This is a genomic window from Pontiella sulfatireligans, assembly GCF_900890705.1.
Classification (GTDB): Bacteria; Verrucomicrobiota; Kiritimatiellia; order Kiritimatiellales; family Pontiellaceae; genus Pontiella; species Pontiella sulfatireligans.
In genome coordinates, this window is record NZ_CAAHFH010000001.1 from 1,505,922 (window position 1) to 1,529,748 (window position 23,827).

A 23,827-nucleotide genomic window follows, 5' to 3' on the forward strand; every position below is an offset into this window, starting at 1 on the left:
TTACTTTTTCACGGCATATTCTTCGCCTGGCTTCGCATCAAAACGCACGCGGCCGGGGCTGGTTTTTACGGGTGTCCACTTGCGGTCTGCTTTTCGGTACACTTTGCTGACGCGACCATAGCCAGGCAGGTTCAACTCAAATGGATGGGTGTTGTCGACGGTAAGCGCAACCGCTTTTTCACCCTTTTCGTTGCGCTGGCCGTAGGGCAACAAAACATCGACATCGGGCATGATGCTGACGGTCACGCCACGCCCGTTTTGGGAATCAATGAAGTAGAGTCCCGTTCCACCGTATTTAGCATAGGGAGAATTGCCGTGTCCCACGATACAGTCAAAATCATCCGCAAGCGCTGGAAGATGGGCAACAAAGTCCTTCGGCATCGATTCACTGTAGATCAGCGTTTTACCATCAGAGAACGCGGAGCAGCCCTCCTCATAGGAAAGGGCTGTATTCTTAAAATAGTCCTCCGTTTTGGACGATGTTGTATATTTTTGGAACCGCGGTTCGCTGCGCATCACTTCACTGGCGGCCATGAAGGCCGCAGCCTTGTTCGGTGTTGTTTTGAGATTCAGATTATGTGCCACGGCCACATATTCCGCCTGCCCTGGAAGAATATAGGTCCACATCGCCGCCGCTTGAATGCCAAGCGCACGGAGCTGTTTAGCCATCGCCGGATAGAGATAGGATGACGAATTCCAATAGGTCTCAAATTCATAGACAATGCGCGCCTTGCCTTTAAAACGATCCTCAAGCAGCCAACCGTGATAGGTGGGGGTGTCAACCACCTTTTGGAGCATCTGCAGGTAATTGATATCGCCAACTTCCTTGGGTGATTTATTCCGCGATTCCGATTGCCCGGGGTAGAGACAAATCGAAACAATCTCTGCATCCGATTCCGCAGCGGCCTCGAATACATCCTCTCCGGTCCACTCCATCATTCGCGGCCATTCGAGCGACCACGACATCACCGCCGCAACCTCTTCATCCTTAAAAAACTTCACCATGCGATTGATATACTGCTTCGTGTTCGCGGTCCGCCAAGCCGTATAACTCTCCGCCGAATCGGTTTTTCCTCCCGCGTCCAGCCATCCCTGATAAATTGCGAAGCACTGTGGATAGGCGTCGATTTCATCGCGCTTGAAATATCCCGGTTCGTTGATCGGTTCAACCAGAGCCAACGCGGGACTATTCTTAATTTTCACGCCCCCGCGGTATCTGTTTTTGCGGTTGAGCAGTTGATGGATATAGCCATCCGCCTTCGCCATAAATTCAGGATCCACCATCCAGATCGGCTTGGTTTCATCGCGGGTTGAAACAAACGTCTCCTTACCGCGGGCGGCGCCGAGCGTATTGAGAAAAGCGATGTAGGTGTACATGCCGTATTCTTCGGCCTTTGCCAGCACATAATCCGTCAAATCAAGCCACTGGTTCTCCACCAGATTGCCCTCATCATCGCAGATATCGCCCGGTGAAAGATGTATTCGGATCAGGTTGCAGCCCATGAGCTGAAGTTCGTCATAGGCCTCGTCAATCATGGCCTTATAGGCGTCCAGATCCATCGGCGAATGCACCCCATGATGCTTCATCCGATTGTATTCCCACGACAGCGCCGGTTGAAAGTTAACCCCCAAAAGATTGACCTCGGCCCCATCCTCAAACAACAACACGCCGTCCTCGACATGCAGCGTTTGAAATTTCGGTGCAGATGCTGAAAGGGATCCCCCGAAGGAGGCAACGCAAAGAAAGGCTATACACAATGGTATTAATCTCATGTATCTCATCAATTCCATTACAATTCCCTAATCCAACGGCGGCTGAAGACCCTGTGCCTTATATTTCTTCACGTCCCGCTTGTAGTTATTGATCATTCTGGTTGGACTATCGGCATCCGCAACATTGTAGAGTTCCATTCCGGACGAAACCTGCGGAGCCTCTTTCGTCGGCAACCACGCAGCAAACTTTTTCTTGATCGCGTCGTATTCGGGATTCTGGGCCAGGTTCGTCCACTCGTTCGGATCGCCCGATTCGTCATAGAGTTCTTCGGAGCCATCGAAATAACGGGTATAGCGCCACTCTTTGGTGCGCAGCGTATAGTTCCCTCTGCCCCATGTAGTCATGGCGGGCTGCTCCATCGATTTCAACGGATCGTTCACCCACGGCACAAGACTCTGTCCATCAACATATTCCGGCGCATCCAACCCGGTGAGCTGGCAAAGCGTCCGGTATACGTTAATCAAACCAACGGGTTCGGCGCAGACCTTGCCATTCCCGTTTTTATTGCGCGGATCCAGGATAATGAACGGCGTACGCGTGGCCTCGTTCCAGAGCGAAAACTTGCTGAAACTGCGCTTTTCGCCTAGATGAAATCCGTGATCAGACCAAAGCACGACAATGGTGTTGCCGGCATAAGGGCTTTCTTCAAGCGCATCAAGCACGCGCCCTACGTTGTCGTCGGTAAAGTTGATGCAAGCCAGATAAGCCCGGCGAAGATCCTCCCACGCATTATCGTTGCGCACTGGGATTTCAACATAGATCTGTGCGTTGGCCTGTCCGGCCATCGGGATGTCCACAAGGTCGTCGGCCTTAAATGGCGGCTCCTTGATCGGCTCCTTAAAACGATCCCAGTTTTCCTCCGGCGGAATAAATGGCGTATGAGGCAAAATAAAACCGACCGCCAAGAAGAACGGCTTTTCGTGCTCTTTTTTCAAAAAGCGAGCGGCATGCATCGCGCTCTGGTAATCCTGAAAATCCTTCAGCGGATTACTCGCCGGACACGCCACGATCCGTTTATTGTACGGATCTGGAACATACCCCTTTTCCTTGATCAGATTCAGCTTGCTGTTGCCATAGTATTTATAGTCGTCCCACTGCTCCTCCTGACGGTAGGTACGGTCCGGATTGTGCCAAACCTTAGTCAGGCCGCAGGTGGTATATCCGTTTTTTTTAAACAGCTCGGGAAGCGGCATATAGGGAGCCAGCACCTGAGGATCGATATTGTTAATGTTGTAAAACGGATAGAGTCCGGAATTATGCGGTTCGATCCCGAATAGAATCGCGTTACGGCTTGGCGAGCACCCCGGCGCGGCACAATGGGCATTCGAAAAGTTGACGCCCTTATCCGCCAACCGATCCATGTTCGGAGTCAGAGCCTGCGGGTGCCCGTCAAGAAAACCGACCCAGTCGTTCATATCGTCGATGCAGATCATCAACACATTCGGCTGCTTTTCGGCACCAAATGAAATTGAAGCGAATAAACCAACAACCAGCAACCAACAACCAATAACTCTCATTAGTTTCCCCACCCTTCTTCCAGCACCTTTCGATCAATGCGCATTTGTTGTTTTTCAATCAGGTATTCGCCCGGCATCGCCTCGAACTGGACGGCATCCTTCGGCGCTGCCACCAACTGCCAGCGGTAGCCTTCTTTACGGTAGATCCAGCGCGGGGCTTCGGTCCCCGGCAGCTTGAGCTTGAAGGGGTGCGACACATCGCAGATGAGCTTCACGACCTGGTCGCCGGTATGGCATTCCTTCCAGTGCGGCCTCAGCCATTCAACATCCGGCTCAATCGTCACCCGCAGCGCATCGTTTTCAGACGGCTCGATAAAGTAGAGCCCCGAACCGGCATAGTCCACATACGGGGAAGTGCCGAGGCCGATGATGGTTTCGGGAGGCGTTCCCTCATCCGCAACCTCGTCTGTGTTCCACCCGGAATAAATCAGCGCATGGTCCTTCAGCCCCCAACTGGATCCAGAGGATGCCGAGAGCGCAAAGGAGTCAAACGCATCGCCGTCTGTGGTTTTTGTCGAATAGGGTTCAAGCCGCGGAAGCGTTTTGAAGACCTGCTTGGCCACCATGAAAGAGGCGGCTTTGCGCGGCGTCGTCTTTAAATTAAGCACATGCGAGCCGCCGAGGTATTCCGCCGACCCGGAAAGTCCATAGGTCCATTGCGCCGCAATTTGCGCGCCGGCGGACCGGAAAAACTTCGCCATCGCCGGATAGAGATACCCGCTTTGATTACAAAAGGTTTCAAACTCGTAAACCAGCTTGGCCTTCCCGGCGAACGCTTCACTGCGCAGCCATCCCAACCCATCCTCGTCATCGGAACAGTGCTGGATATAGGGCAGATAGTTCCGATCGCTCAATTCTTCGGGATTTTCCCAAAACGGCTTCTTCAGGTCGGACTGCCCGGGGTAGAGGCAAAAGGAAATCGCATCCACTTTCGAATCCGCGACGGCACGGTAGGCCGAGCGGTGTTTGGTGATCAGGCCGGTCCAACCACAGTTCCAGACTACCGGCTGGGTCAGCCCTTCGTTTCGGAACAACTCCACGAGCGCGTTGATATAGCCAAGCGTATTTTCATAGCTCCAGTTCTCGAACTGCTCGCGTGTGCCGCCTTCGTTTGTTTCCTTCCACTTTTCAAACCAATAGTAGGCGGGTTCGTTGACCGGCTCAACGACAGCCAACGCGTCGTGGTCTTTATAGAGCAAACCATTGTATGGATTCCGCCGGTTCAGGAGCTGTCGAATGCAGTTCTTTGTTGCAGCAACGGCCGCCGGATCGACCATCCATTCCTCCCGCTCAAAAGAAGCGGCAAACGACTGACGATTGAACGGGAATTGCGTGCCGTCGTTGATGAGATGATTCAAGAAGGTCAGATAGATATAGAGTCCGCGGTTCGATGCTCCAGCCAATGTGTAGTCGAGCATATCGAGCCAGATCGTCTCGACCAGATTGCCCTGGGCATCCGTAAAGTCGGCCGGCGTCAGATGAACCCGAATCAGTTCCGATCCCAGACGCTGTATCTGATCGAAACTTTCATCCGCCACCTGTTTCAGGTCCTTGACCTTCAGCGGCATCAACAGCCCTTGATTATGCATCCGAGAACCGTGCTCAAAACTGATGCAAGGCTGGAAGTTCACCCCAAACAGGTTGACCTCGCGGCCATCCTCGAAATAAAGCACACCCTTGCGGGCCTCAATCTTCTGAAACAGACCAGCAGCCTCGACAACCGGAATGCCGACCAGACCGGCAAGCAACAACAAATAAACAGTCATCTTCATTAAACTTCTCCCCGGCGCGCTTCAAGTTCGGCCCGAATTTCATAAGCATCTTTTTCATTGAGCGTGTAGAGCCTCAAGCAGAACATGGCGAGAATCGGTGCCAGAATGGACGCGGCGACAAAAAAGATCCGCAGAATGGTCATCGTGCCTTCGGGCTGGTCCGCTCCGAGTTTTTCATCGAATCCACTGAAATGGATGGCAATCCCTGAAACAAGAAAGGTGAAGGAGCCGCCGAACTTGGTGATCCATGTGAATACGGAGCTGATGATGCCCTCGCGGCGTTCACCGAACTTGTATTCATCCCAATCGCACAGATCGGCGATCATCGAGGGAACAATGACCCCGAGCGAAACCCAGACCGGACCATTCAGAACGGAATCGAGCAGCAGCAGGTGCGGCATCTCTGGAGTAAAAATAAACCACTTGGACACGCCGCCTAATGCGGTCAAAGCAAGCACGATGAACATCGTGCGCCGTTTCCCGAAATGGAGCGCCAGCCAGCGCAACACATAAATTCCAACAAAACCGACTACAGCAAATCCGGTTCCGTTCCAAGCGTTCAGGATAATCCCTTGCTCTACATTACCGCCCTTCACGTAGTAGATCACAATATACATCGCAATGCTGCCGGCAACCGCACCGCAAAAGTTCAGTGCAAACACAATGCCGACCAGCCCCAACATGGGTTTCGACGATGCCGCCTGCCCGATCGCTTTGAAGAATCCGATCTTATTCTCCGCTTTTTCGGCTACCGCATAGAAGCGTTCCTTGCCAAAGATCGCAGGCAGCACGCCCAAACCGAAAAAGACCACAAGACCCAGCACCAACGAAACCCATCGCGCTCCCACCAGCGTATTGGAGAAGCACGCCATGTTGGTGGCGGGCAGATACCAATTAACGCACAGATTGCCGATGTTATAAAACAGCGCCAGGAAAACCATCAAACGCGTACGTTCATGATAGTCGGGAGTCTGCTCATACAAGAGCGCATTGAAAGGTACGGAATAAACCGTGAAGGCGGTAAAGAACAGAATGCTGCCAATGGTCAGCCACAGGAAGGTGGCCATTTCGCTCAGGCCTTGCGGCACCATCCAGATCGACATAAAGGCCAATGCCACGGCAACCGCCCCGCCGAACACAAACGGACGTCGACGCCCCCAACGCGATTTGAAGCGATCAGAAACACGCCCCATAACCGGATCAGTAAAGGCATCCCAGATACGCGGAATGGTCATCGCCATACCAAATAAAATGGGATTCAATCCGAGAAAAATCTGGAAAATGGCCTGTGCCATAAACGGAATAACCAATCCTCCGTTCTGGATAGGAAATCCTCCCGCGCCGACCGCAAGCTTTTGCCCGAACGGAACATGGTCTTCCGGTTTTGTTTTGTGTGCTGTTTTCATGATGATACGTGATCCGCGACCCATGATGATTGATGATCGACGACAAGCCGGAAGGTGTAGGTGCCGGGCGGTTTTTTAAAGACAATGGGTTCGAAACCGGGGATCCGGAGTTCAAATGGAACAGCGGTTTCTTCGTCGAGCTCTGTCACCAACCGGCCATCGGCATGCCACTGCCACGCTTCGCGAAGAAACCGGGCGTGCGGATAGAGATCAATGCGAATCGTACGCGCTTCAATGTCGATAATATAGAGGCCTTGACCTTTGTATGAAACCAACGGGGAAGATCCATATCCGATGATCCGCGCCGGCATGGTCGGAACCTCCACCGGACACCACGAAACATCACCGGAATGAATGAACAGATCCGGCGTGCTGGCGACACTGAAATCGTGTTCATAGGAGAGCGCGAACGCACCAAAGACATCGTGGACATCGCTTAGCGTCTTATACTCAAACCCACGCGGGAGATGATGAAAGACCTGTCCGGCAATGATGTAGCCGACCGCTTTTTTCGGTGTGGTCTTAAGGTTTAAATTATGGGAGCACCCCATATGGGCGGAGTAGATATTGAAGCAATGCGTCCACATGGCGGCCATCTGTACACCCAGCGCGCGAAACAGCTTGGCCATAGCGGGATGCAGATAGGAACTCTTTTCGTTGTACATGGTCTCAAATTCATAGACCAGCTTGGCCTTGCCTGCAAATTGCGGATCGCGCACCCAGCCGAGATGGTAATAATCCTCAAAACAATACTTCAGAAATGGCAGATAGTTCTTATCGCTCATATCCGCGGCATGCTCCATAAAGGGATCTCCGACATCATCCTGTCCGGGATAAAGACAGAACGCCACCGCATCGGCCTTGGAGTCGGCAATCGCCGTGAATACATCGCGCCGACCGTCGATCATGCGCGGCCAGTTGCAATTCCATACCACCGGCTGCTGCGCGCCTTCAGCCCGGAGCAGGTTGTGCATGGAATCAATATAGGTTTTCACCACGCCGTACCGATAACGGGCATAGTGAATATCGTTGAACGCCGCACCCTCTTTTTCCGTCCATGCGCAGAAGAGCGCCTTCTGTTCGGGATGTTCCCGCATCTGGGTAAAGGTGCTGTATTCCGGTTCGTTAATCAGCCCCCAAACCGCAATGGCCTTATCGTCCTTGAGCTTCAACCCATTATAGGGGTTGGTCCAGTTAACCAGCTGCTGAATCATATTCTGCGTTTTGGCCACACAATCGGGATTAAAGATCCACTGCTCGCAGGTGTATTTCGGCACGAAAGAATCTTCGAGGAAAACGTACTCCATCTGGTTCATAAACGTAATATAGACATACACGTTGTTTTCACGCGCCTTGGCCACCATATAGCCGAGCATGTCAAGCCAGAGGGTATCCACCAGATTGCCGTCGGCATCGGTGAAATCGGCGGGAGTCAGATGACAGCGAATCAAGTCGCAGCCCATGATTGCAAGATCCTTGAATCCGTCGTCGCACATGGTCTGCATGGTTTCCAGCGTCATGGGCAGGCCCAGATGCTCCATGCGGAACTTATACTCCCAATAAAGGTTAGGCTGGAAGTTGCTCCCCCACAGAACCACCTCCGTACCATCTTCGTAACGCAAGACTCCGTCACGAACCGTCATTGCCATTGGAAAGGTCGCATCCACAGATAACATTTTTTGCATTTGTGTCATTTTTACCATATCAAATCGCCGTCCCATGAGATGGCCTTGTTCAAATAATCCTGAAGCACAGCAACCTGCTGGCAGGAAGCGCGACGAACAGGACATTCGGCTGATTTCCTTTTTACCCACGTTACTCCATAAAGCGTCATTCACTCTCTCCACTAATGGTCAGACGGATGTATGCCTGCGGCCGATCGTCCAACGAAACCGCGTTGGTTACCATATTAAAAGTCGAATCCATCGGGCCGCTTACGGTGGTGACGTCATTTGTCGTCCAAACTCCGGAAACCAGGTTGGAGGTCATTTCAACGCTGTAGTCGATGCCGCTGTCGAGACGCATCACGTGCCGCAACGCAAACAGGCCGTCCTCTGTTCCACAGGTTGGAACGTAGCCGACGTCGTTCGCATTGGTCGGATTGCCGCCAAACGCATATTCCGAAAGGTTGTTCAACAGGTCCATGTCGGGATCCGCCCCTTGCTCTGCATCGGAACCAAAGAGACCATAGCCGGAAATCCACCGGCTAAATGCGGAGGTCTCCGACTTGACGTAGACGGAATCAACCAGAACATCTGAGAGATTCGCATCGAGCTGCGCGGCAGAATTCACTCCGGGCAACAAGCTTCCCTTGAAAAATTCCGAGGAGGAGGCGAATGCAACCGAATAGGTATCGAGCGGCTGCGATCTGTTTGGGTCAACCGTCAGGTTATAGGCAGAAACCGTAGCCTTCCAATCGTTGGAAGTTGCTCCCTTCTCGAGCGAAAGTTCAAAATAGATCGTATCCGATTCCGAACCGGCGGCGTTGGCCGTACCGAGGGCGGACGCCGCCAGCACCACCGAGCCGCTTAACCACGAGCTATCGCCGGAGTTTTCAGCAAAGTTAAACTGGTAGCTCCCGGAGACCTTTCGCTGCAGGCCAAGCGCAGCACTGGTGCCGTCGGCACCAACAAGCTCGAGCCGGAAGCCGATCTTGGTCGCGTCGGCAACGGTGGCTTCTTTAAAGTTAAAAGATGCCCCGACAACGGATTTGGAGCCGATAGAACCTGCCCCGTATAGAATCTTTTTCCAGGCATTGGAGGAAACGGTTACCGTCCCGGGCAGATTCGTGTTCACCGAAAAAACGCCAGCGTCTCCACTCCATCCCTGCTGCCCCGACAGATCGGCGTTCACATAGCCTTCCGCCGCGACAAACTCAATGGTCTTGTCCGTGGTCGCTGTTTCATCATGGGTATAGATATACATCCCTGCCGCTGTCGAGGCAAAGAAACGGCCTTCGGTGTCCACCAATATGGACGTGATCATGGATACGGCCTCCGGCGCGTCAGGCTGCGAGGCTCCATGAAGCTTACTCCAGCTGATTCCCCCATCGGTTGAACGGTAGAACGGCTCGGTTAACAATCCCCCCGGAACCGGATGATTGAGATTCTCCCCCTCAGCCCACCGGTCCAACTGCTGATGGTTATGACTTTTTGAAGCATAGACGATGTGCTCATAGCCCGGGCGTGGATCAAACTGCACCAGCCCCATCCATGGAACCGGTTCGACCGCGCTGAAATGAATGTTCGGTTCCAGACCGGTATCCCGCAGCGTCCAATCATTGGAACCTTCGTTGTATTCATAGATCCCGCTGCGTCCGGCCATCAGGATCCGGAGATTGCCCGCGCTGGTTAGCGGATCGATCGACAACAGATTGAGCGGCGGCACGCTGTATGTTCTTCTCAGCCCCGAAACATGCCAATACGCCCCCGACAAGCCGGGCACGGCCTCTTTGGCTGGTTCAGGCAAGACCGTCCAACTCTCCCCGCCATCCACCGACCGGTACAACCCCAAACTCGCAGCGTCCACCCCGACCGTGATATCGCCGGAGCCGATCAGGAGATCAGGATCCGAAGAGGAAACGGTCACGATATATTTATCCATATCCTCCCAACTAACTCCGCCATCCAGACTGCGAAGTCGCCCGGCGTAGACGCGGTTAGGATCGACATTCGACCAAAAAACCAAGCAATTCTGATAGAGCGTATCCGGCTGCTTGATCCCGGTATCAACCCAATTCACCCCCGCATCAACCGACTTCAGAATGTTCCCGACTTCCGAGTACGATCCGATCATATGATCCGGGTTGCCTGGATCATACGCCATGCCGGTCATGTTGCGCGAATCGCCCCACGAAACACCGGGCAGAGGATTGGCAATATCGCCCAGATCATCGAACAAGTCGTTGTTATGGTGCGAAATGCCCTTCCACAGCTGGCCAGCGTTTTGCGACACAACCACGCCGTACTCCTTCGCACCAATACTCCAATGATCGGGATTGGTCGACGAAACCGCAATCTGAGTCATCGCCTTGTTTGGGCCGCCACTGGCGTAGGTCGCTAGATTGGCTCCGTAATCCGTGCTCTTCATCAGGCCGCCCAGCACCCACTTTACACTGATGATCATCTCGTTTGTTTTCCCCGGAACCCAGGAAAAATTATTCGATGCCCATTGCCGCCGCTCATCCGCACGCAGCCCCAGACCATAGGTATCATGATCCGACGGCGTCCAACCCATGATGGAAGGACAGTGACCTCCAACCGACCGATCCGTTCCAAGCCAGCTCACCCCGCCATCCAGCGAATAACGCACCGCATCCCGGATCTCTCCTCCGCACAAAAGCACGAGATGATCTGCATTGGATGGATTGGCATGCACACTTGCAAATGTATCGCTATTCAAACTCCCAAGTTCCGCAGTGGTAGACTCCAGGTTCTCTCCCCATTGAGTAAACCGCTTTAACAGCCGCCCGCCGTGCGGCCACCGGGCGGGATAAGCCTGCCGAATCACCCAGCCCTGCGATGGATCCGACGGGTTGATCTCCATATCTACAAAATCGGAATATCCCGCATAAAGGCGCGTCGTCGAGCTCACCGCTCCGGAGCCATCGATCATAATTCGCCAGAACTCGCCTTGCGAAACAGGATAGGTCGTATTCCCATCCGCATAATAGAGCCCTCGCGCCTGATGCACCGAGAATCCCTGGGTATCATAAATACGGACATCATCCAGCAAGCCTTGAAAATAACCGCCACCGGATTCCGCTCCACCAATGTAAACCTGTCCACTGCCGATTTTACCCAGATCACCGCCGACCCAGACCTCCGCCTCTTCCTCAGCGTCAACAATCAGGCGCATTCTACCCTTATTCCACACGCCCGTAACATGATGCCATTCCCCATCATCCACTCGTGTGGTGGAGGAAAGCATATGGGTTGATCCATCTTCTGCCATAACGGTCCAGCCCGCAAGTCCATCGCCGGCGGCCTCACCATTAACGGCTAGTTCGAAATAGTTGTTTCGATCTGCGGAAACAAGCACCTGATCCGTTCGGTTGGTGGTCTTCAACCAACAGGAAACGGTCAGCAGTTCCTGAGCGTTAGTATAAACCATCCCGGAGACCGTCAGCCTATTATTGATTGTCCCATCAAAACGCGCAGCATGGGAACCTTCCGCACAAGAGGCCTCCCAACCGTCAACGCTTCCCAAAAGGTCGTAGGCCTTATTGGCTCCCTTAAGCGATGTGTCAAACTCCCATGACTCGGTGTAGCTTTCGTTCTCAAAATTATCCAATGGAACTTTTTCCCCTGCGATATGCCGCGCCATCCGGCGCGTATCGGCCAATACATAGAGCACCGTCTCATCCGCACCGGTCGAAGCGGCTTCGAAATGTTTAATCGTGCGATCCGATAATTCCGGCACCAAGGTCGACCACGTGCTTCCGCCATCGGTCGAACGCAGCAGTCCGTCTGAAGTCGTACCCAGATAAAGATGATTTGTACGAACCATCGTCGGATCTTCAACAATACGGTTCTTTCCTGTTTTATTTACAATCCGTTCATACGACCCGGATGGAAGCTCATAGATGTGCTGCCAGGTCTCGCCCAGATCCTGAGATCGCCAAAGCCCGGCTGGAGAATAACCGGACGGGAGATTTTTCCAGTACCGGGTCGCCACCAGCAAATAAATCGTATTCGGATCGTAGCGGGAAAACTTAACCGCTCTCGCCTTGGCTTCATACGTGCCCAGATAAGGGTGGTGCAGAGGAAGAAAATCCTGACCATTCGAAGTCATCACCATCGCCCACTCATTGTCCAGGAAAATTTGGCGGTCGGGGTCGAAGGGTGAAACGGCGATATCCAGGCCCTGCTGCACATGATCCCATCCAGCACCCGCCGGATGACCGTGATCCACATGCCCCTGCCCCGGAAACGTATTGCGCTGCCACTCTCCTGCCTGGGCGGCTAAAGAACAGAGTACAAATGCGCTTACTAATATCAGGTGACTATTCATTTTCCTCTCTAAAGGAAACCCCGCCTCAAGACGGGGTTTTCCAGAGCGATCGCTGTTAATTAGATTCCGAACCGACGGATCACAAACAGGTCGACTCATCCCAACGTAACCATTCCAACTATTGACGGCTCTGGAAGAGCGATTACAACACTAGACGGCGACGGATAAAAAGGATCGCTCCGCTGCTGACTGCTATCAGACCCAGCGTTGCCGGCTCCGGGATCACATCCACAGTAACGGAACCCATGATAAATTTATTATCTCCCGCATAACCCGCACCCAATGTGAATTCGTCATCATTAATCAAAAAGTCTTGATCATTATTTGAGGTGAAGTAAGCATCCGTAACGGCCGGTGCGGCACCAGAAGCGCCTATGCTGAGGCGATAAGTTTCAGATAAACTGCCAAACAACACATTCATCTCAGTAAAGACCAACTGATCACCCGCTCCCAAGCCAGACACATTGGTGATTTTCAGCGAAAACCATTCCAACGCAGATCCATCTCCATTATTATCCATGGCCAAGACTGCACTGCCTCCAGCAACCCCAAGCCCTTTGGTCTGAGCACGGAACTTTTGCGATGAAACCCCCACGATGTCAAACGTAACACCAGATCCCGAATTACCGGAAGGCAACGCAGAAAACGTGCCGACTGTATACGTTGAAGACTCCGTCGTATTGGTCATAAGATCCGAAAAATCGCTATCGGTAATAGCCGCCGTCGTCCCCGGAAATTCGTTTGCATCACCACTAAAATCTATCACCAACGAAGCTTGCACATTCATGGCCGCTACCAGCCCTAACCCGATCATCCATTTTTTCATTCTGTACTCCTTTATTTGATCGCAAGAGAGGAACCTCCCCTCTTGCGACATAATGATGTTAATTTGAACGTCTATTCTTCAACAATCAGCAGACGCAGGAATCCCTGATTCTCGTCATCCGTTACGATAGCGTTCGTCACGATGAGATAATCATCGGCAAGTGCTCCGCTCGTCACAGTGATGCCAGTGTTGGTCCAGCTTCCAATAACCAGATTACCGCTGTCATTAACTTCGACGTTATATTCAACGCCTTCGGTATCGATCAGCATGGCATGCATCATGTTCAAGTAATTGGTCCCATCCACAGAGGAGGTACTGGTTGAAAAGACTCCCTGATCCATCGCATTGGTCGGATTGCCCATCAGCGCATATTCGGCCAGATTATTCAGGGAGTCTTCATCAGGATCTTCATCCATGCCTCCCACGCCATATTCAGACGCCCATTCTTCGTAGGGAATCACGACAGGAGCACCTCCCGTTGCCACAGCCACATAAAAGCTTTCGATCTGGCGGTTGGTTGTATATGTGTCAGTCTCGCTGGCCGACGAATTAAAACCACCGTATAAGGTCGAATCAAGCCAGCTTTCTTTAACAATAAATTCGCCTTCTTCTACCGAGAAGCTATGGACTTGCGTTCCAGCCGTCATATTGCTCAGCACCATTGCCGCAGACCAATCGTTAGTCGACATACCCGGATAAACTTTGAGCGAGAGCTTGAGATTGTCAGACGAATCATTGGTCACCCCTCCGTCCAACCCTAATGCGCTTTCGTCAAACAGATCGGAAAAAGCAGAAAACCCATTTTCCTTCTCAGTAAATACCATTCTGAGCTGATCAGCCGACGTCCGCTGCAGATCGACACGGATGAATTTGGGGAAGTTGCTGAAATTATCCACCAAGTTAAAAGTCATGAACGATCCTGTTGCATTGGTGTTGATGCTCCGGTCGAAACGAAATTCGCCACCCACCTCGAGCATTCCGTTGGTCGTCGAAAGCGGCAAGGTATACGTCATTTGTTTATACTTGTTTGTTGTCAGCTGGACATAGTTAATTGTCGCGTCCACTTCAGTATCGGTTTGATCACTATTACCGGTCCAGTATCCCTGCTGACCGAAGAGCGATCCAGGCTCATAGCCTTGTTGCGCTGTAAATTCGACCTCTTCCACCTGCTCAAATACATCTACGTCCTCCGACCCCGCAGTGAAGCGATCAATCTTGCGGTTAGATGTAAATGATTGTGCGTCCGAATTCACACTGTTGATATAGGCATAGAGACTGTCGTCGGTGAAAAAATCCTGCGTGGTGTCGAACGCCACAGTAAATGACTGAATCTCGGTCCCTGCGGTCAGGTTGCTGAGCACCGCAAAACCGGACCAGGAAGATGCGTCAGCACCGCGAGTGATCGCATAACCGAACCATAAGTTATCGGACGAGGAAAAGGTTTCATTCGTAGAAAACCCGAGTAATTCCTCCTTTAAACCGCCTGACTTTTCATTCCCCACAAGGGGCCCGGAATTCGACGTCTTTAATCTAAAAAACCCCGCGACGCCGTGCGAAAGCTGCATCTCCACGCGATCGCCAGCGAAGGTCGGCGATTCCTTAAACCCGACACTGATAACATGCTTATCGTTTGCATTGGTAAAAATGCGGTCGAAGGTAAACTCGATACCCACCGAATATTGTGTGTTCGAAGGAAATGCAACTTGGTTGATTGCCTTCCTATAGGTTTCAGCCCCATTGACAGATACGGTGCCCGTGCCGTTGGTATCTACCTGGTAATCTGAGTTTTGATCGTACCAATCGGGATGAAGCGCGATGCTTCCCGTCTCGAAACCCTCGTCAGCGGTGAAGGAATAATCGACTAACTGCCCATAAGCAGTCTGCATTGAAAGCACTGTTAGTGCTATCAGAGTTGCTAATGTACTTATCTTTTTCATGACCTCTCCTTATACATTTTATTTCACCCGACCCCATGCCGGATCCATTAACGCCCCAAACCTAATCCCTCATTTGGAACATACATCATGGTTTATTCATTTGCTCACTCTTTGTCAACCAACCTTTTCCTATTTGTTCACTTTTTGCAGTTCCAGCCCTTTGTTTGCTCATGCTTTGCATCTTGAGCCAATCCCCTGTCAGTACAAACCTGAGCTGAATCAAGAATCTTTAATGCCGAGCCCTGACACCATCGGCAAACGAAATACCACAACATGGAGGTTATAGTATTGCAGAAGAAGCGCAGACATGCTTTAAATGGTGATCTTTTTGAGGAAAACCATGGCCCGACAAAAAAACAAAGAAGATTTTGCATACCAGCACATCCGGAAACTCATTGACTCCGACCGGTTTCAACCGGGCGATCTACTCCCGACCGAAAGTGCTTTAAGCGAAGAACTTGGAATAAACAGAACGACCATTTCCAAAGCAATGGCCGCCCTCAAAAATGAAGGCTACGTGGAACGGCGCGCCGGCCGGGGCACCATGCTGTTGCGCAAGGCCGCATCAAACTCCACGAAAATGATTCTCGTCATATCGCCTTGGCCGACCTGGGACATTAAAGACGAACAGTTTTACCCGCGGCTGATCTACGCGATGCAGACCGAAGCCATACACAACGGCATGGCCACCATCAATATCGCCATTCACGGTGAAGAGATCGAAAACGACGACTTCACCAAAATTCGCGACATCTACAAAGCGTATGAATTCATGGGAGCCATAGTCATCGACCCCTTTCTGGCCACACATGGAAAACTTCAGGAATTCCTTACCGACCTGGAATGCCCTACCGTATGGGCGGGCTCCTCCCAAAAGGGAGTAGAGAATGCGCACTGCATCGACATTGATGATTATCAGGCCGCGTTCGACCTCACGGAAAAGCTCATCAACACAGGGGCAAAGAACATCGCCTACATCAGCTACAGACTCAACACCACCTTTCGAAACCGCCGAATGGAAGGCTACAAGACGGCTTTGGAAAAATACGCCATGGACGTCAGCGAGCAGCTGATCATTTTTAACAGCACGCCCGTAACGCTCAAAGAAGCCGGCCGCGAATGCGCCGGGATCTATACGGCCCGCAACCTTGATGCCGATGCGGTGGTACTCAGCGACCTACGCATGCTCGACGGCATCATCAGCTTCTGCAACCAGCTCCAGACACCGCCCCTACTCAAGCTAAAGCAACTCCCCTTCGCCACCTTCGACTACGAAAAGGATCACGGACACACCAACATACGATTCTCCGCAACCCAACCCATTGAAGAGATTGGTGCAAGCACGGTTCAGATGCTGATCGCAATCCGCGCAGAAAAATCCGACATTCCACAGATCCAAATCCTCAACCACGAAATCCACACCCTCAACTCCACCACGAGTTAAACGGAAACGGGAGCGTAAAAAAAACGCTCCCTACTCACCCAAAGCCCCGAACCGCAAAAGCCTCCTACCTCGAAGGTGCAATCTTAAACTGCTTGCCCTGCGTGAACTCGACATGCTGCCGATTCATCGCTGCCAACTTTTTCTCGATGTCGGCATATTCAGGGTGCCCCGATAAGTTTTTACGCTCGAGCGGATCTTTTTTGTAATCATACAACTCTGTGGAGTTCGGCTCATTCGCGAACCGCATGCCCTGCCGCTCTTTACTCATGCTGGCCCAGTACCAGGCGACATAGCGATACCGCTCAGTTCGGATCGCAATACCCCAACTACCCTGATGCGGATAAATACTGGCGGCATAGGGCTGGATCGATACGTTCGGATCCTTCAAAATAGGCACAAGGCTTTTCCCATCCAGTTCAGCCGGCAGTTCCAATCCATACAACTCGCAAAGCGTTGGAAAGAGGTCGATAAAGTTGACAGGAGAAACGGATTTTCCCGGAGGCGTTCCAGCATTGGAGATAATTAACGGAACTCGCGTGGATTCCTCATAGGTTGTATGCTTGCCCCAGAGCTGCTTGTCTCCCAGATGAAACCCATGGTCCCCCCACAATACCACCATGGTATCCTGAGCCAGCCCCGTCTCACGGAGCGTCTCCAACACCTTTCCAATCTGAGCATCCACGTAGGAGACACAAGCCAGATAACCGTGAATCAGCTCTCGCTGGGTCGAATCGGAAATGACCCCCTCTTGAGGAACCCCGCTATACGTGCGCGCTTCAACATAGTCGGTCTCCGCACAGGCCGGTGCGCCCTCGGGATAATGCTGAAACGGTGCAAGCTCCAATGCGCTGCGATCATACAAATCCCAGTACTTCTTGGGCGCCACAAAGGGCAGATGCGGTTTCTTAAACCCAAGCGCCAGAAAAAACGGTTCCCCCGACTTCTTTAGTTTTTCCAATTGCTCTACGCCACGATTGGCGACACCGCCATCGCCATAGGCATCGTCGGGCACATCATAGCATTCCACCGCTGGACCACCACCGTGATCTCGAATATAGAGATTAAGCGGTTTCCCCTTCAGTCCCTTCGCCTTGCCTTCGGTCTTCAATCGATCAACCAGATCTTTCAACGCAGGATCATGATAATTTCCATTAATCGTCGGCCCTCCGGTTTTTTTATTATACGGATTCTTTCCGAAAAAAGTGGTCCAGGCGATTTCATCCTGCGGCCCCTGCCAATCATCCTCCACATTGCGAGGATCATAAATCTTGCCGGTTCCGATCGCGGTGTATCCGTTGTTTTTAAAGAGCTGCGGCAGCGTCACGATATCGGGATATTTCAACCGCAGCTTATATCGATCCGGCCCCATTCCATAGATCCCGGTCGTATCAGGATAATAGCCCGTCAGCAAGCTGACCCGCGACGGGCCGCAGAGCGCCTGCTGACAGTGCGCATTCAGAAAGACCGTCCCCGCATCAGCCAGCTTATCTATATTCGGAGTAATTGCATAGTCATACCCATAACAACCCAGCAACGGTTTCATATCATCCACCGCAATAAAGAGGATATTTTTAGGTTTAACCGGCTCCGCTCCCGCCGAGACAGCCAGCAACACAATACTGACACAACCAATGATCTTTCTACACAAACTACATATTTTCATATTATTTTCCCATTTCTTAAGTACGCACCATTTCCCACTAAAAGCCATCAGGGAAAAGATTGCACGGTTACATCATCCAGATAGACACCCTCTTTACTATCCGTCGTCCCGCTGGAGAGAATGACAAGCGATTTCAGGTCCGCCGCCGTACCCAGCAATGCCTGAGAGGAAACCAAAATATTGGTGCCGTCCGAACCGTCGGTTCCGTACGAATCATAATCCACTGTCACATCGCCCTCTCCGACCAGGAATGAAAGACTTCGCTGATTGGGCAGTTGCGACTCGCTGCCCCAGTTACTGCCTCCGTAATAGTGCTCTCCCCCAACATCTACGTTGTTCAGATAAATACGATCATCAACGCTGGACCACTCGAAGCGCGCAATTGCACCATCAGACGAATCCCGCAATTCAAAGGCCGTTCCCTTGCCAGCACCATAACGCCGAATCAGGAAATTAAAATCCACCTCGACCGACTGACCGGTCAAACTAAAGGCAGTATCAAAGTCCAGCCGGGCAAAAAACTCATCGCCCGCCACATTCACCTCATCATCCATAAGAAGGGCAAGATCAGCAGCCAGAAGCCCCTCCAACGCAAAGGTCGCGCCGCGTGCGGTATTCAAAACCCAGGAACCCCCAGTCGTCACTGCGTCCAGCCCAGCCGCAGTGATCGAATCATACTTCACCCCATCGAAGGCGGTGCTGACATTTACTGAATTGGTTTCTCCCCCCTCTTCAGGAAAATCTTGCAGGAACCGGACAAAGCCATGGGAACCCTGCACTGGAAGCATGTAGTTATCATTGGAAAAAACGCCGCCATGATACCACGTCTCGAGATCATAGGAGAACAGAATGGGCGGCGCCCCGGTATGACTGCCATCCCGCGTCACAGGAAAGTTCCAGTGATTCGCGTCCGCCGTGATTGCCCCAGCCCACTCCAGCGATTCATCCTTATCGGAGACCAGTGGATCGGAGCCCGCCACGAATTCATACCAATCGGTGATGCTATCCCCATCCGAGTCCGCATCCAAAGCCCCGCCTCCGGTGGCAGCCTTCCAAAAATCATAATTCATAGCCCCCGTTTCGCGATCATCAGACGGTTCAGCATATCGTTTCGGCAAACGGGCCGACAACCGATCGATGACCGACTGGCTGGAAACCTGGCTCGCGATATTCGTCCACTCCATCGGATCGACATCATGATCATAAAGCTCTTCCGACCCATCTATATAGCGAATATAGCGCCACCGCTCATCCCGGGCCGCGACGCACTTATAACCATCCTCCGTGATGGAAACATGATCCCAATCAGCACTCGGATCGCCCAATAACGGAGCCAGACTATTCCCCTCATTTTCCGGATTATCTGGAAGACCGCAAAGATCGGTCAGCGTCGGATAAAGATCCAAAAGAGACACCGGCTTGTCGCAAACCTGACCGGCAGCGGTCACCCCCGGCACAACCCAGACCATCGGTGTGCGAGTGGACTCCTCCCAGAGGGTAAACTTGCGCCAGGTCTGCTTCTCTCCCAGATGCCAGCCGTGATCGGTAATCAGCACGACAATGGTATTGTTCTTTTTGGGATGGGCGTCGATTCCGTCCAAAATGCGCCCAATCGCATCATCCGTCACCGCACAGGCGGCGAGATAGCCCTGCACGCCCTCCTTCCATTTCCCCGCAGCAACAACCGCATCATGATCCCTATGGGTGCGCCCGATTTCCGGCACATCGTCTTGATCATTATCCTGCGTGATCGGCAGACTAATTTCCTCGAGCGGGAAACGATCGAAATATTCCTGAGGCGCAAACCACGGCAGGTGGGGATTATAAAAACCACAGGCGATGAAAAAAGGATCCGGGTCGGTTTCATATTGCTCCAACTTGTTCAGTACGAATGTGGCACACCGATACTCCGCCATATCCTCCGCCTGCTTGTCAATGACCCCCCAATCAAACGTCGTGGTGGAAGAGTAACTAGAGATCCCATGAAGCGGTCGATCTTCCGTAGGTGGAAGAGGGGATGAGATATTAATGCGAGACGAATCCCATTCGCTCACCGGAAAAGGTTCGTCCCCGTGATAAACCTTGCCGGTTCGATGCGTCTCATAGCCCCGCTCACTAAAATATTGATTCAGGAAGGTCACCGTTTTCAAACGCAGGTTTTCTTCCGTCCCCTGCCCATTCGCATAGTGCCCCGTCGTGGACGGCAGCAGGCCGGACAAAAAGGAGGTGCGCGACGGTGAGCAGGCAGGTGCGGTGCAATGCGCATTATTAAACTTCATGCCGGATGCCGCCAACCGATCCAGATTCGGCATCTTCGCATCCGCATAACCGCCAAAAGAATCTGACCAGTCGTTCAGATCATCCACGACAATCAGCACGACATTGGGAGGAACCTCGTCCGCTCGAACAGAGAAAAAGATCCCGCCCGCGAAGACCAACAGGCCAACAAGAAAACCTCTCCCCTGCAAACCGCGCTTAATGTAAGACTGCTTCCTCATATAATTCCTTCTATTCAGCAAATCTGATTCGATCATTTCGTATGGGCATTGAGTAGCCGACTCAGGGAGCGCTTACCCTATGCCGGAGAAATCCTACCGGCTCGTCGACGATTGCATCTCGGTGGCGGACCGTGATGGTTTGCGTGCCGTCCGCGTTGTACGTGGTCGAAAGGATGTAGGTATTGGTCGGCGTGTCGCTGCTCCAAAGAGGATCCCATTCGGAAAGATCTTTGCAGCCGTCAACCTCGTAGAGAAGATCGGGGGCATCCAGACGGCGCCGAAAACTGATCGACAGGTAGTTCGTCGTTTCCACCTGCTCAAAAACAAGGCCCGGCAAATAGTCGCGCACGTCTCCGCCGTCAGGCACCTTGATGGCATATTCGAGGATATTGGGGACGCCGTTTGTATTCGGGTCCGCGCCGGGCTCCGCGGCATCCCCTGTATATCCGGCCTTCTCAACCCAATCGGAAAATTCATATCCATTGAGCGGCGGCTGGAGACCGAGTGTTTCATACTCGGACGCCTCACTCAGGTAGCTGTTGACGCGGTTATTTGGCTTGTCGGAATCGGATACATTATACAGATCGATGCCGGACTGGATCTGCGGCGCTTCGATTGTCGGCAGGTAAACGGCCATCTGGGTTTTCATTGCGCTGAACTCCGGGTCGTCGGCCAGATTCATCCATTCGTTGGGGTCGATTGCGTTGTGGTAGAGTTCTTCGCTTCCATCGTGATAACGGGTGTAGCGCCAGTCGCAAGACCGCACCGTGTAATTGCCCCGCCCCCAGGTCGTCAGTGCCGGGGTCGTCTTCGTCAGGGATGGATCGTCAAGCCACGGTACGAGGCTGATTCCATCCACATAAGCGGGCGGCGTCAGTCCGGTGAGGTCCGCCAACGTTCTGTAGATATTGATCAGACCGACCGGCTCGGCAATAGTCTGGCCATTGGCCGCGTTGCCGCGCGGATCATAAATGATAAACGGCGTCCGTGTGGCCTCCTCCCAAAGAGAAAACTTACTAAAGGTTTGTTTTTCCCCAAGGTGAAAGCCGTGATCGCTCCAGAGCACCACGACGGTATTGTCGGCATACGGGCTGGCAGCCAGTGCATCGAGCACCACACCCACATTATCGTCGGTGAAGGAGATGGATGCCAAATAGCCGCGTCGCGATTTCTCCCAGGCGTCATCCTCCTTGAACGGGATGTCAGCATAGAGCTGCGCGTTGGCGCGGCCGACGAGCGGAACATCCGACAGGTCGCCGGCGAGAATCGGCGGGGCTTCGATCGGAAAGTCGAAGCGGTCGAAGTTCTCGACCGGCGCAACGAACGGCGTGTGCGGCAGAATAAAACCGACGGCAAGAAAGAAGGGTTTGTCATGAGTCTGCTGAAGAATCCCGACCGCGGAGTTCGCGCTCTTGCGGTCTTTAAAATCGGTCACTGGATTGGTGGCTGGCGTCGCACGCAGGCGGTCCGAACCGGGAGAATAATAGTACTTTGGATCATTGACCAGGTTGAGCGAATTATCTACGTAGGATTTATACACATCCCACTGCTCTGTCGGCTTATAGTCTTTATCCGGGTTGTGCCAGACCTTGGTGTAACCGGCCGTATAGTAGCCGTTGTCGCGGAAGAACTGAGGCATGGGCAAAAAGGCATCCAGTGTCGCGAGATCCGCCGCGTCCAGATTGACCAATGTATAAAACGGATAGAGCCCCGTTGTCGTCGGCTCGGCTCCAAACATGATGGCACTGCGACTGGGTGAGCAACCGGGCGCCGGGCAATGGGCATTGGAAAAAATGACGCCCTTTTCAGCCAGCGCATCCATATTCGGTGTTTTGGTCTGCGGATGTCCGCCCAAAAAGCCGACCCAGTCGTTCATGTCGTCGATGCAGAGCATGAGGATGTTGGGGGGCACCGCATCGGCGAATGTGATGCTCAGATCGCCACGGATCGAACCCGCTACCGCGCTGGCATCTCCACCGACAAATGCGCCGTCGGCAAAGGAGACCATCAGGTTGCTGATGCTCTCTGCACTGGTATGATCCGTGGCGTTGCCGGTGAAACTCAGCGTGACCTGAGTGTCGCTATCTCGGGTTAAAACGGGAGTCAGGCCCGCCGGGGTGTTGCTGACGGCCCCATGACTGGCGCTAACCACATCCGCTGTGAAGAGGTCGTCCGACAGCGTGATTGCAAGGGAGGAGGAAATGCTGCCGTCATTGGAGACGGCTTCGTTTACACCGTCAGAAGAGTAGACCAAGCTGGGCGCCAAAGAAACGCCGCCCACCGTAATCGCTGTGTTCAGCTCGAAGTCGTCGACCTGAAATTCCATCCCGACGACGCCGTCGAACATCTTAAATCCAAAACAGTCGAGGCCTCCATAGTTGGAAGTCCGAAGCTGATTGTCGGTATCCAGCTGCCCATTAACCCAAATATCAAAAGCGTCTACGGGCACGCTGTATTGATTGCTGTCTCCGTAGGTGATCTCGCTTGTCCCGGCGTTAAAAACGATAGCCACCTCTCCCCATGTATCCAAGCCCAGGCCGGCCGTACCCAAGCCAACTCCCCCTTTGAAATCATTCAGGCCGGCACCTGACCCGGGTACCACACGAAAATTAGCGTTTTTGGAGGTGTCCGTGGCTTGCGAGGTAAAACGCAAATCAAACGTAAACTGCCCGAACACAACCTCCCCCGAAATGTCCAACGCAAAGGAGTCCGCTCCCGTATTCACCACCTCCATGACCTTGTCACCGGCGACATCGACGATGGCAGCCGTTGCCCCCCCGCCAGAGGTCACCCAGGCAGCGCTTCCCTCATTCACCTGATCCGGGCTGCGACCGACCAACGCCGGCCCGGCCGTTTCAAAGCCATCAAAACAAATGACCGCTGCCTGAGAGATGGATACGGCCGCCAACGCGAACATCGCGAGGATCATACTTCTTTTCATTGGAAGACTCATATTTATCCATCTTCTCCAGTTATAG

The 23,827-nt window shown here is 52.8% G+C and carries 12 protein-coding genes; 1 reads left to right on the top strand and 11 read right to left on the bottom strand.

Translation table 11 applies throughout. The annotated features are described in order from the left end of the window. The 8 genes from SCARR_RS05130 to SCARR_RS05165 form a co-directional block, all read right to left on the bottom strand. The gene (locus SCARR_RS05130; RefSeq protein ID WP_136060436.1) at positions 1-1,773 is read right to left on the bottom strand and encodes a hypothetical protein; all 1,773 of its coding nucleotides are present in this window, start codon (positions 1,771-1,773) and stop codon (positions 1-3) included. 27 nt (positions 1,774-1,800) lie between these two features. Further along, positions 1,801-3,291: a sulfatase gene (locus SCARR_RS05135; RefSeq protein WP_136060437.1), complete on the bottom strand. Its 1,491-nt coding sequence runs from the start codon at positions 3,289-3,291 to the stop codon at positions 1,801-1,803. After that, complete coding sequence (locus SCARR_RS05140; RefSeq protein ID WP_136060438.1) at positions 3,291-5,063, bottom strand: glycoside hydrolase 5 family protein; 1,773 nt, start codon at positions 5,061-5,063, stop codon at positions 3,291-3,293. Before SCARR_RS05140 ends, SCARR_RS05135 begins: the two co-directional genes overlap by 1 nt. After that, entirely contained in the window at positions 5,063-6,469 is a 1,407-nt protein-coding gene (locus tag SCARR_RS05145) for an MFS transporter (RefSeq protein WP_168433012.1), read from the bottom strand. Before SCARR_RS05145 ends, SCARR_RS05140 begins: the two co-directional genes overlap by 1 nt. Next, a complete protein-coding gene (locus SCARR_RS05150) occupies positions 6,466-8,154 on the bottom strand; it encodes a glycoside hydrolase 5 family protein (protein ID WP_136060440.1) in 1,689 nt (562 codons plus the stop codon). The genes SCARR_RS05145 and SCARR_RS05150 overlap by 4 nt, the downstream gene beginning before the upstream one ends. 145 nt (positions 8,155-8,299) lie before the next feature. After that, a complete protein-coding gene (locus SCARR_RS05155) occupies positions 8,300-12,481 on the bottom strand; it encodes a LamG domain-containing protein (protein WP_168433013.1) in 4,182 nt (1,393 codons plus the stop codon). Between the two features lie 142 nt (positions 12,482-12,623). Beyond that, on the bottom strand, positions 12,624-13,307 hold the full coding sequence (locus SCARR_RS05160) for a PEP-CTERM sorting domain-containing protein (RefSeq protein ID WP_168433014.1): 684 nt from the start codon (positions 13,305-13,307) through the stop codon (positions 12,624-12,626). 71 nt (positions 13,308-13,378) lie between these two features. Then, entirely contained in the window at positions 13,379-15,244 is a 1,866-nt protein-coding gene (locus SCARR_RS05165) for a hypothetical protein (RefSeq protein ID WP_136060443.1), read from the bottom strand. Between the two features lie 340 nt (positions 15,245-15,584). Between SCARR_RS05165 and SCARR_RS05170 the strand changes: the two genes are divergently transcribed. Continuing rightward, on the top strand, positions 15,585-16,688 hold the full coding sequence (locus SCARR_RS05170; protein ID WP_168433015.1) for a LacI family DNA-binding transcriptional regulator: 1,104 nt from the start codon (positions 15,585-15,587) through the stop codon (positions 16,686-16,688). Positions 16,689-16,752: 64 nt separating this feature from the next. Here the strand turns inward: SCARR_RS05170 and SCARR_RS05175 are convergent, their stop codons facing one another. The 3 genes from SCARR_RS05175 to SCARR_RS05185 all read right to left on the bottom strand — a co-directional run bounded on the left by SCARR_RS05175 (position 16,753) and on the right by SCARR_RS05185 (position 23,790). After that, complete coding sequence (locus SCARR_RS05175) at positions 16,753-18,351, bottom strand: sulfatase (RefSeq protein WP_168433016.1); 1,599 nt, start codon at positions 18,349-18,351, stop codon at positions 16,753-16,755. Between the two features lie 47 nt (positions 18,352-18,398). Continuing rightward, a complete protein-coding gene (locus SCARR_RS05180; RefSeq protein ID WP_168433017.1) occupies positions 18,399-20,849 on the bottom strand; it encodes a sulfatase in 2,451 nt (816 codons plus the stop codon). Positions 20,850-20,910: 61 nt separating this feature from the next. After that, entirely contained in the window at positions 20,911-23,790 is a 2,880-nt protein-coding gene (locus tag SCARR_RS05185) for a sulfatase (RefSeq protein WP_222846185.1), read from the bottom strand. Between the last annotated feature and the right edge of the window lie 37 nt (positions 23,791-23,827).

Bases quoted from the DNA above. Each gene is read 5' to 3' on its own strand.
- SCARR_RS05140 (WP_136060438.1), bottom strand. From the start codon at position 5,063: ATGAAGATGACTGTTTATTTGTTGTTGCTTGCCGGTCTGGTCGGCATT.
- SCARR_RS05175 (WP_168433016.1), bottom strand. From the start codon at position 18,351: ATGAAAATATGTAGTTTGTGTAGAAAGATCATTGGTTGTGTCAGTATT.
- SCARR_RS05145 (WP_168433012.1), bottom strand. From the start codon at position 6,469: ATGAAAACAGCACACAAAACAAAACCGGAAGACCATGTTCCGTTCGGG.
- SCARR_RS05185 (WP_222846185.1), bottom strand. From the start codon at position 23,790: ATGAAAAGAAGTATGATCCTCGCGATGTTCGCGTTGGCGGCCGTATCC.
- SCARR_RS05130 (WP_136060436.1), bottom strand. From the start codon at position 1,773: ATGAGATTAATACCATTGTGTATAGCCTTTCTTTGCGTTGCCTCCTTC.
- SCARR_RS05160 (WP_168433014.1), bottom strand. From the start codon at position 13,307: ATGAAAAAATGGATGATCGGGTTAGGGCTGGTAGCGGCCATGAATGTG.
- SCARR_RS05155 (WP_168433013.1), bottom strand. From the start codon at position 12,481: ATGAATAGTCACCTGATATTAGTAAGCGCATTTGTACTCTGTTCTTTA.
- SCARR_RS05150 (WP_136060440.1), bottom strand. From the start codon at position 8,154: ATGCAAAAAATGTTATCTGTGGATGCGACCTTTCCAATGGCAATGACG.
- SCARR_RS05165 (WP_136060443.1), bottom strand. From the start codon at position 15,244: ATGAAAAAGATAAGTACATTAGCAACTCTGATAGCACTAACAGTGCTT.
- SCARR_RS05180 (WP_168433017.1), bottom strand. From the start codon at position 20,849: ATGAGGAAGCAGTCTTACATTAAGCGCGGTTTGCAGGGGAGAGGTTTT.
- SCARR_RS05135 (WP_136060437.1), bottom strand. From the start codon at position 3,291: ATGAGAGTTATTGGTTGTTGGTTGCTGGTTGTTGGTTTATTCGCTTCA.
- SCARR_RS05170 (WP_168433015.1), top strand. From the start codon at position 15,585: ATGGCCCGACAAAAAAACAAAGAAGATTTTGCATACCAGCACATCCGG.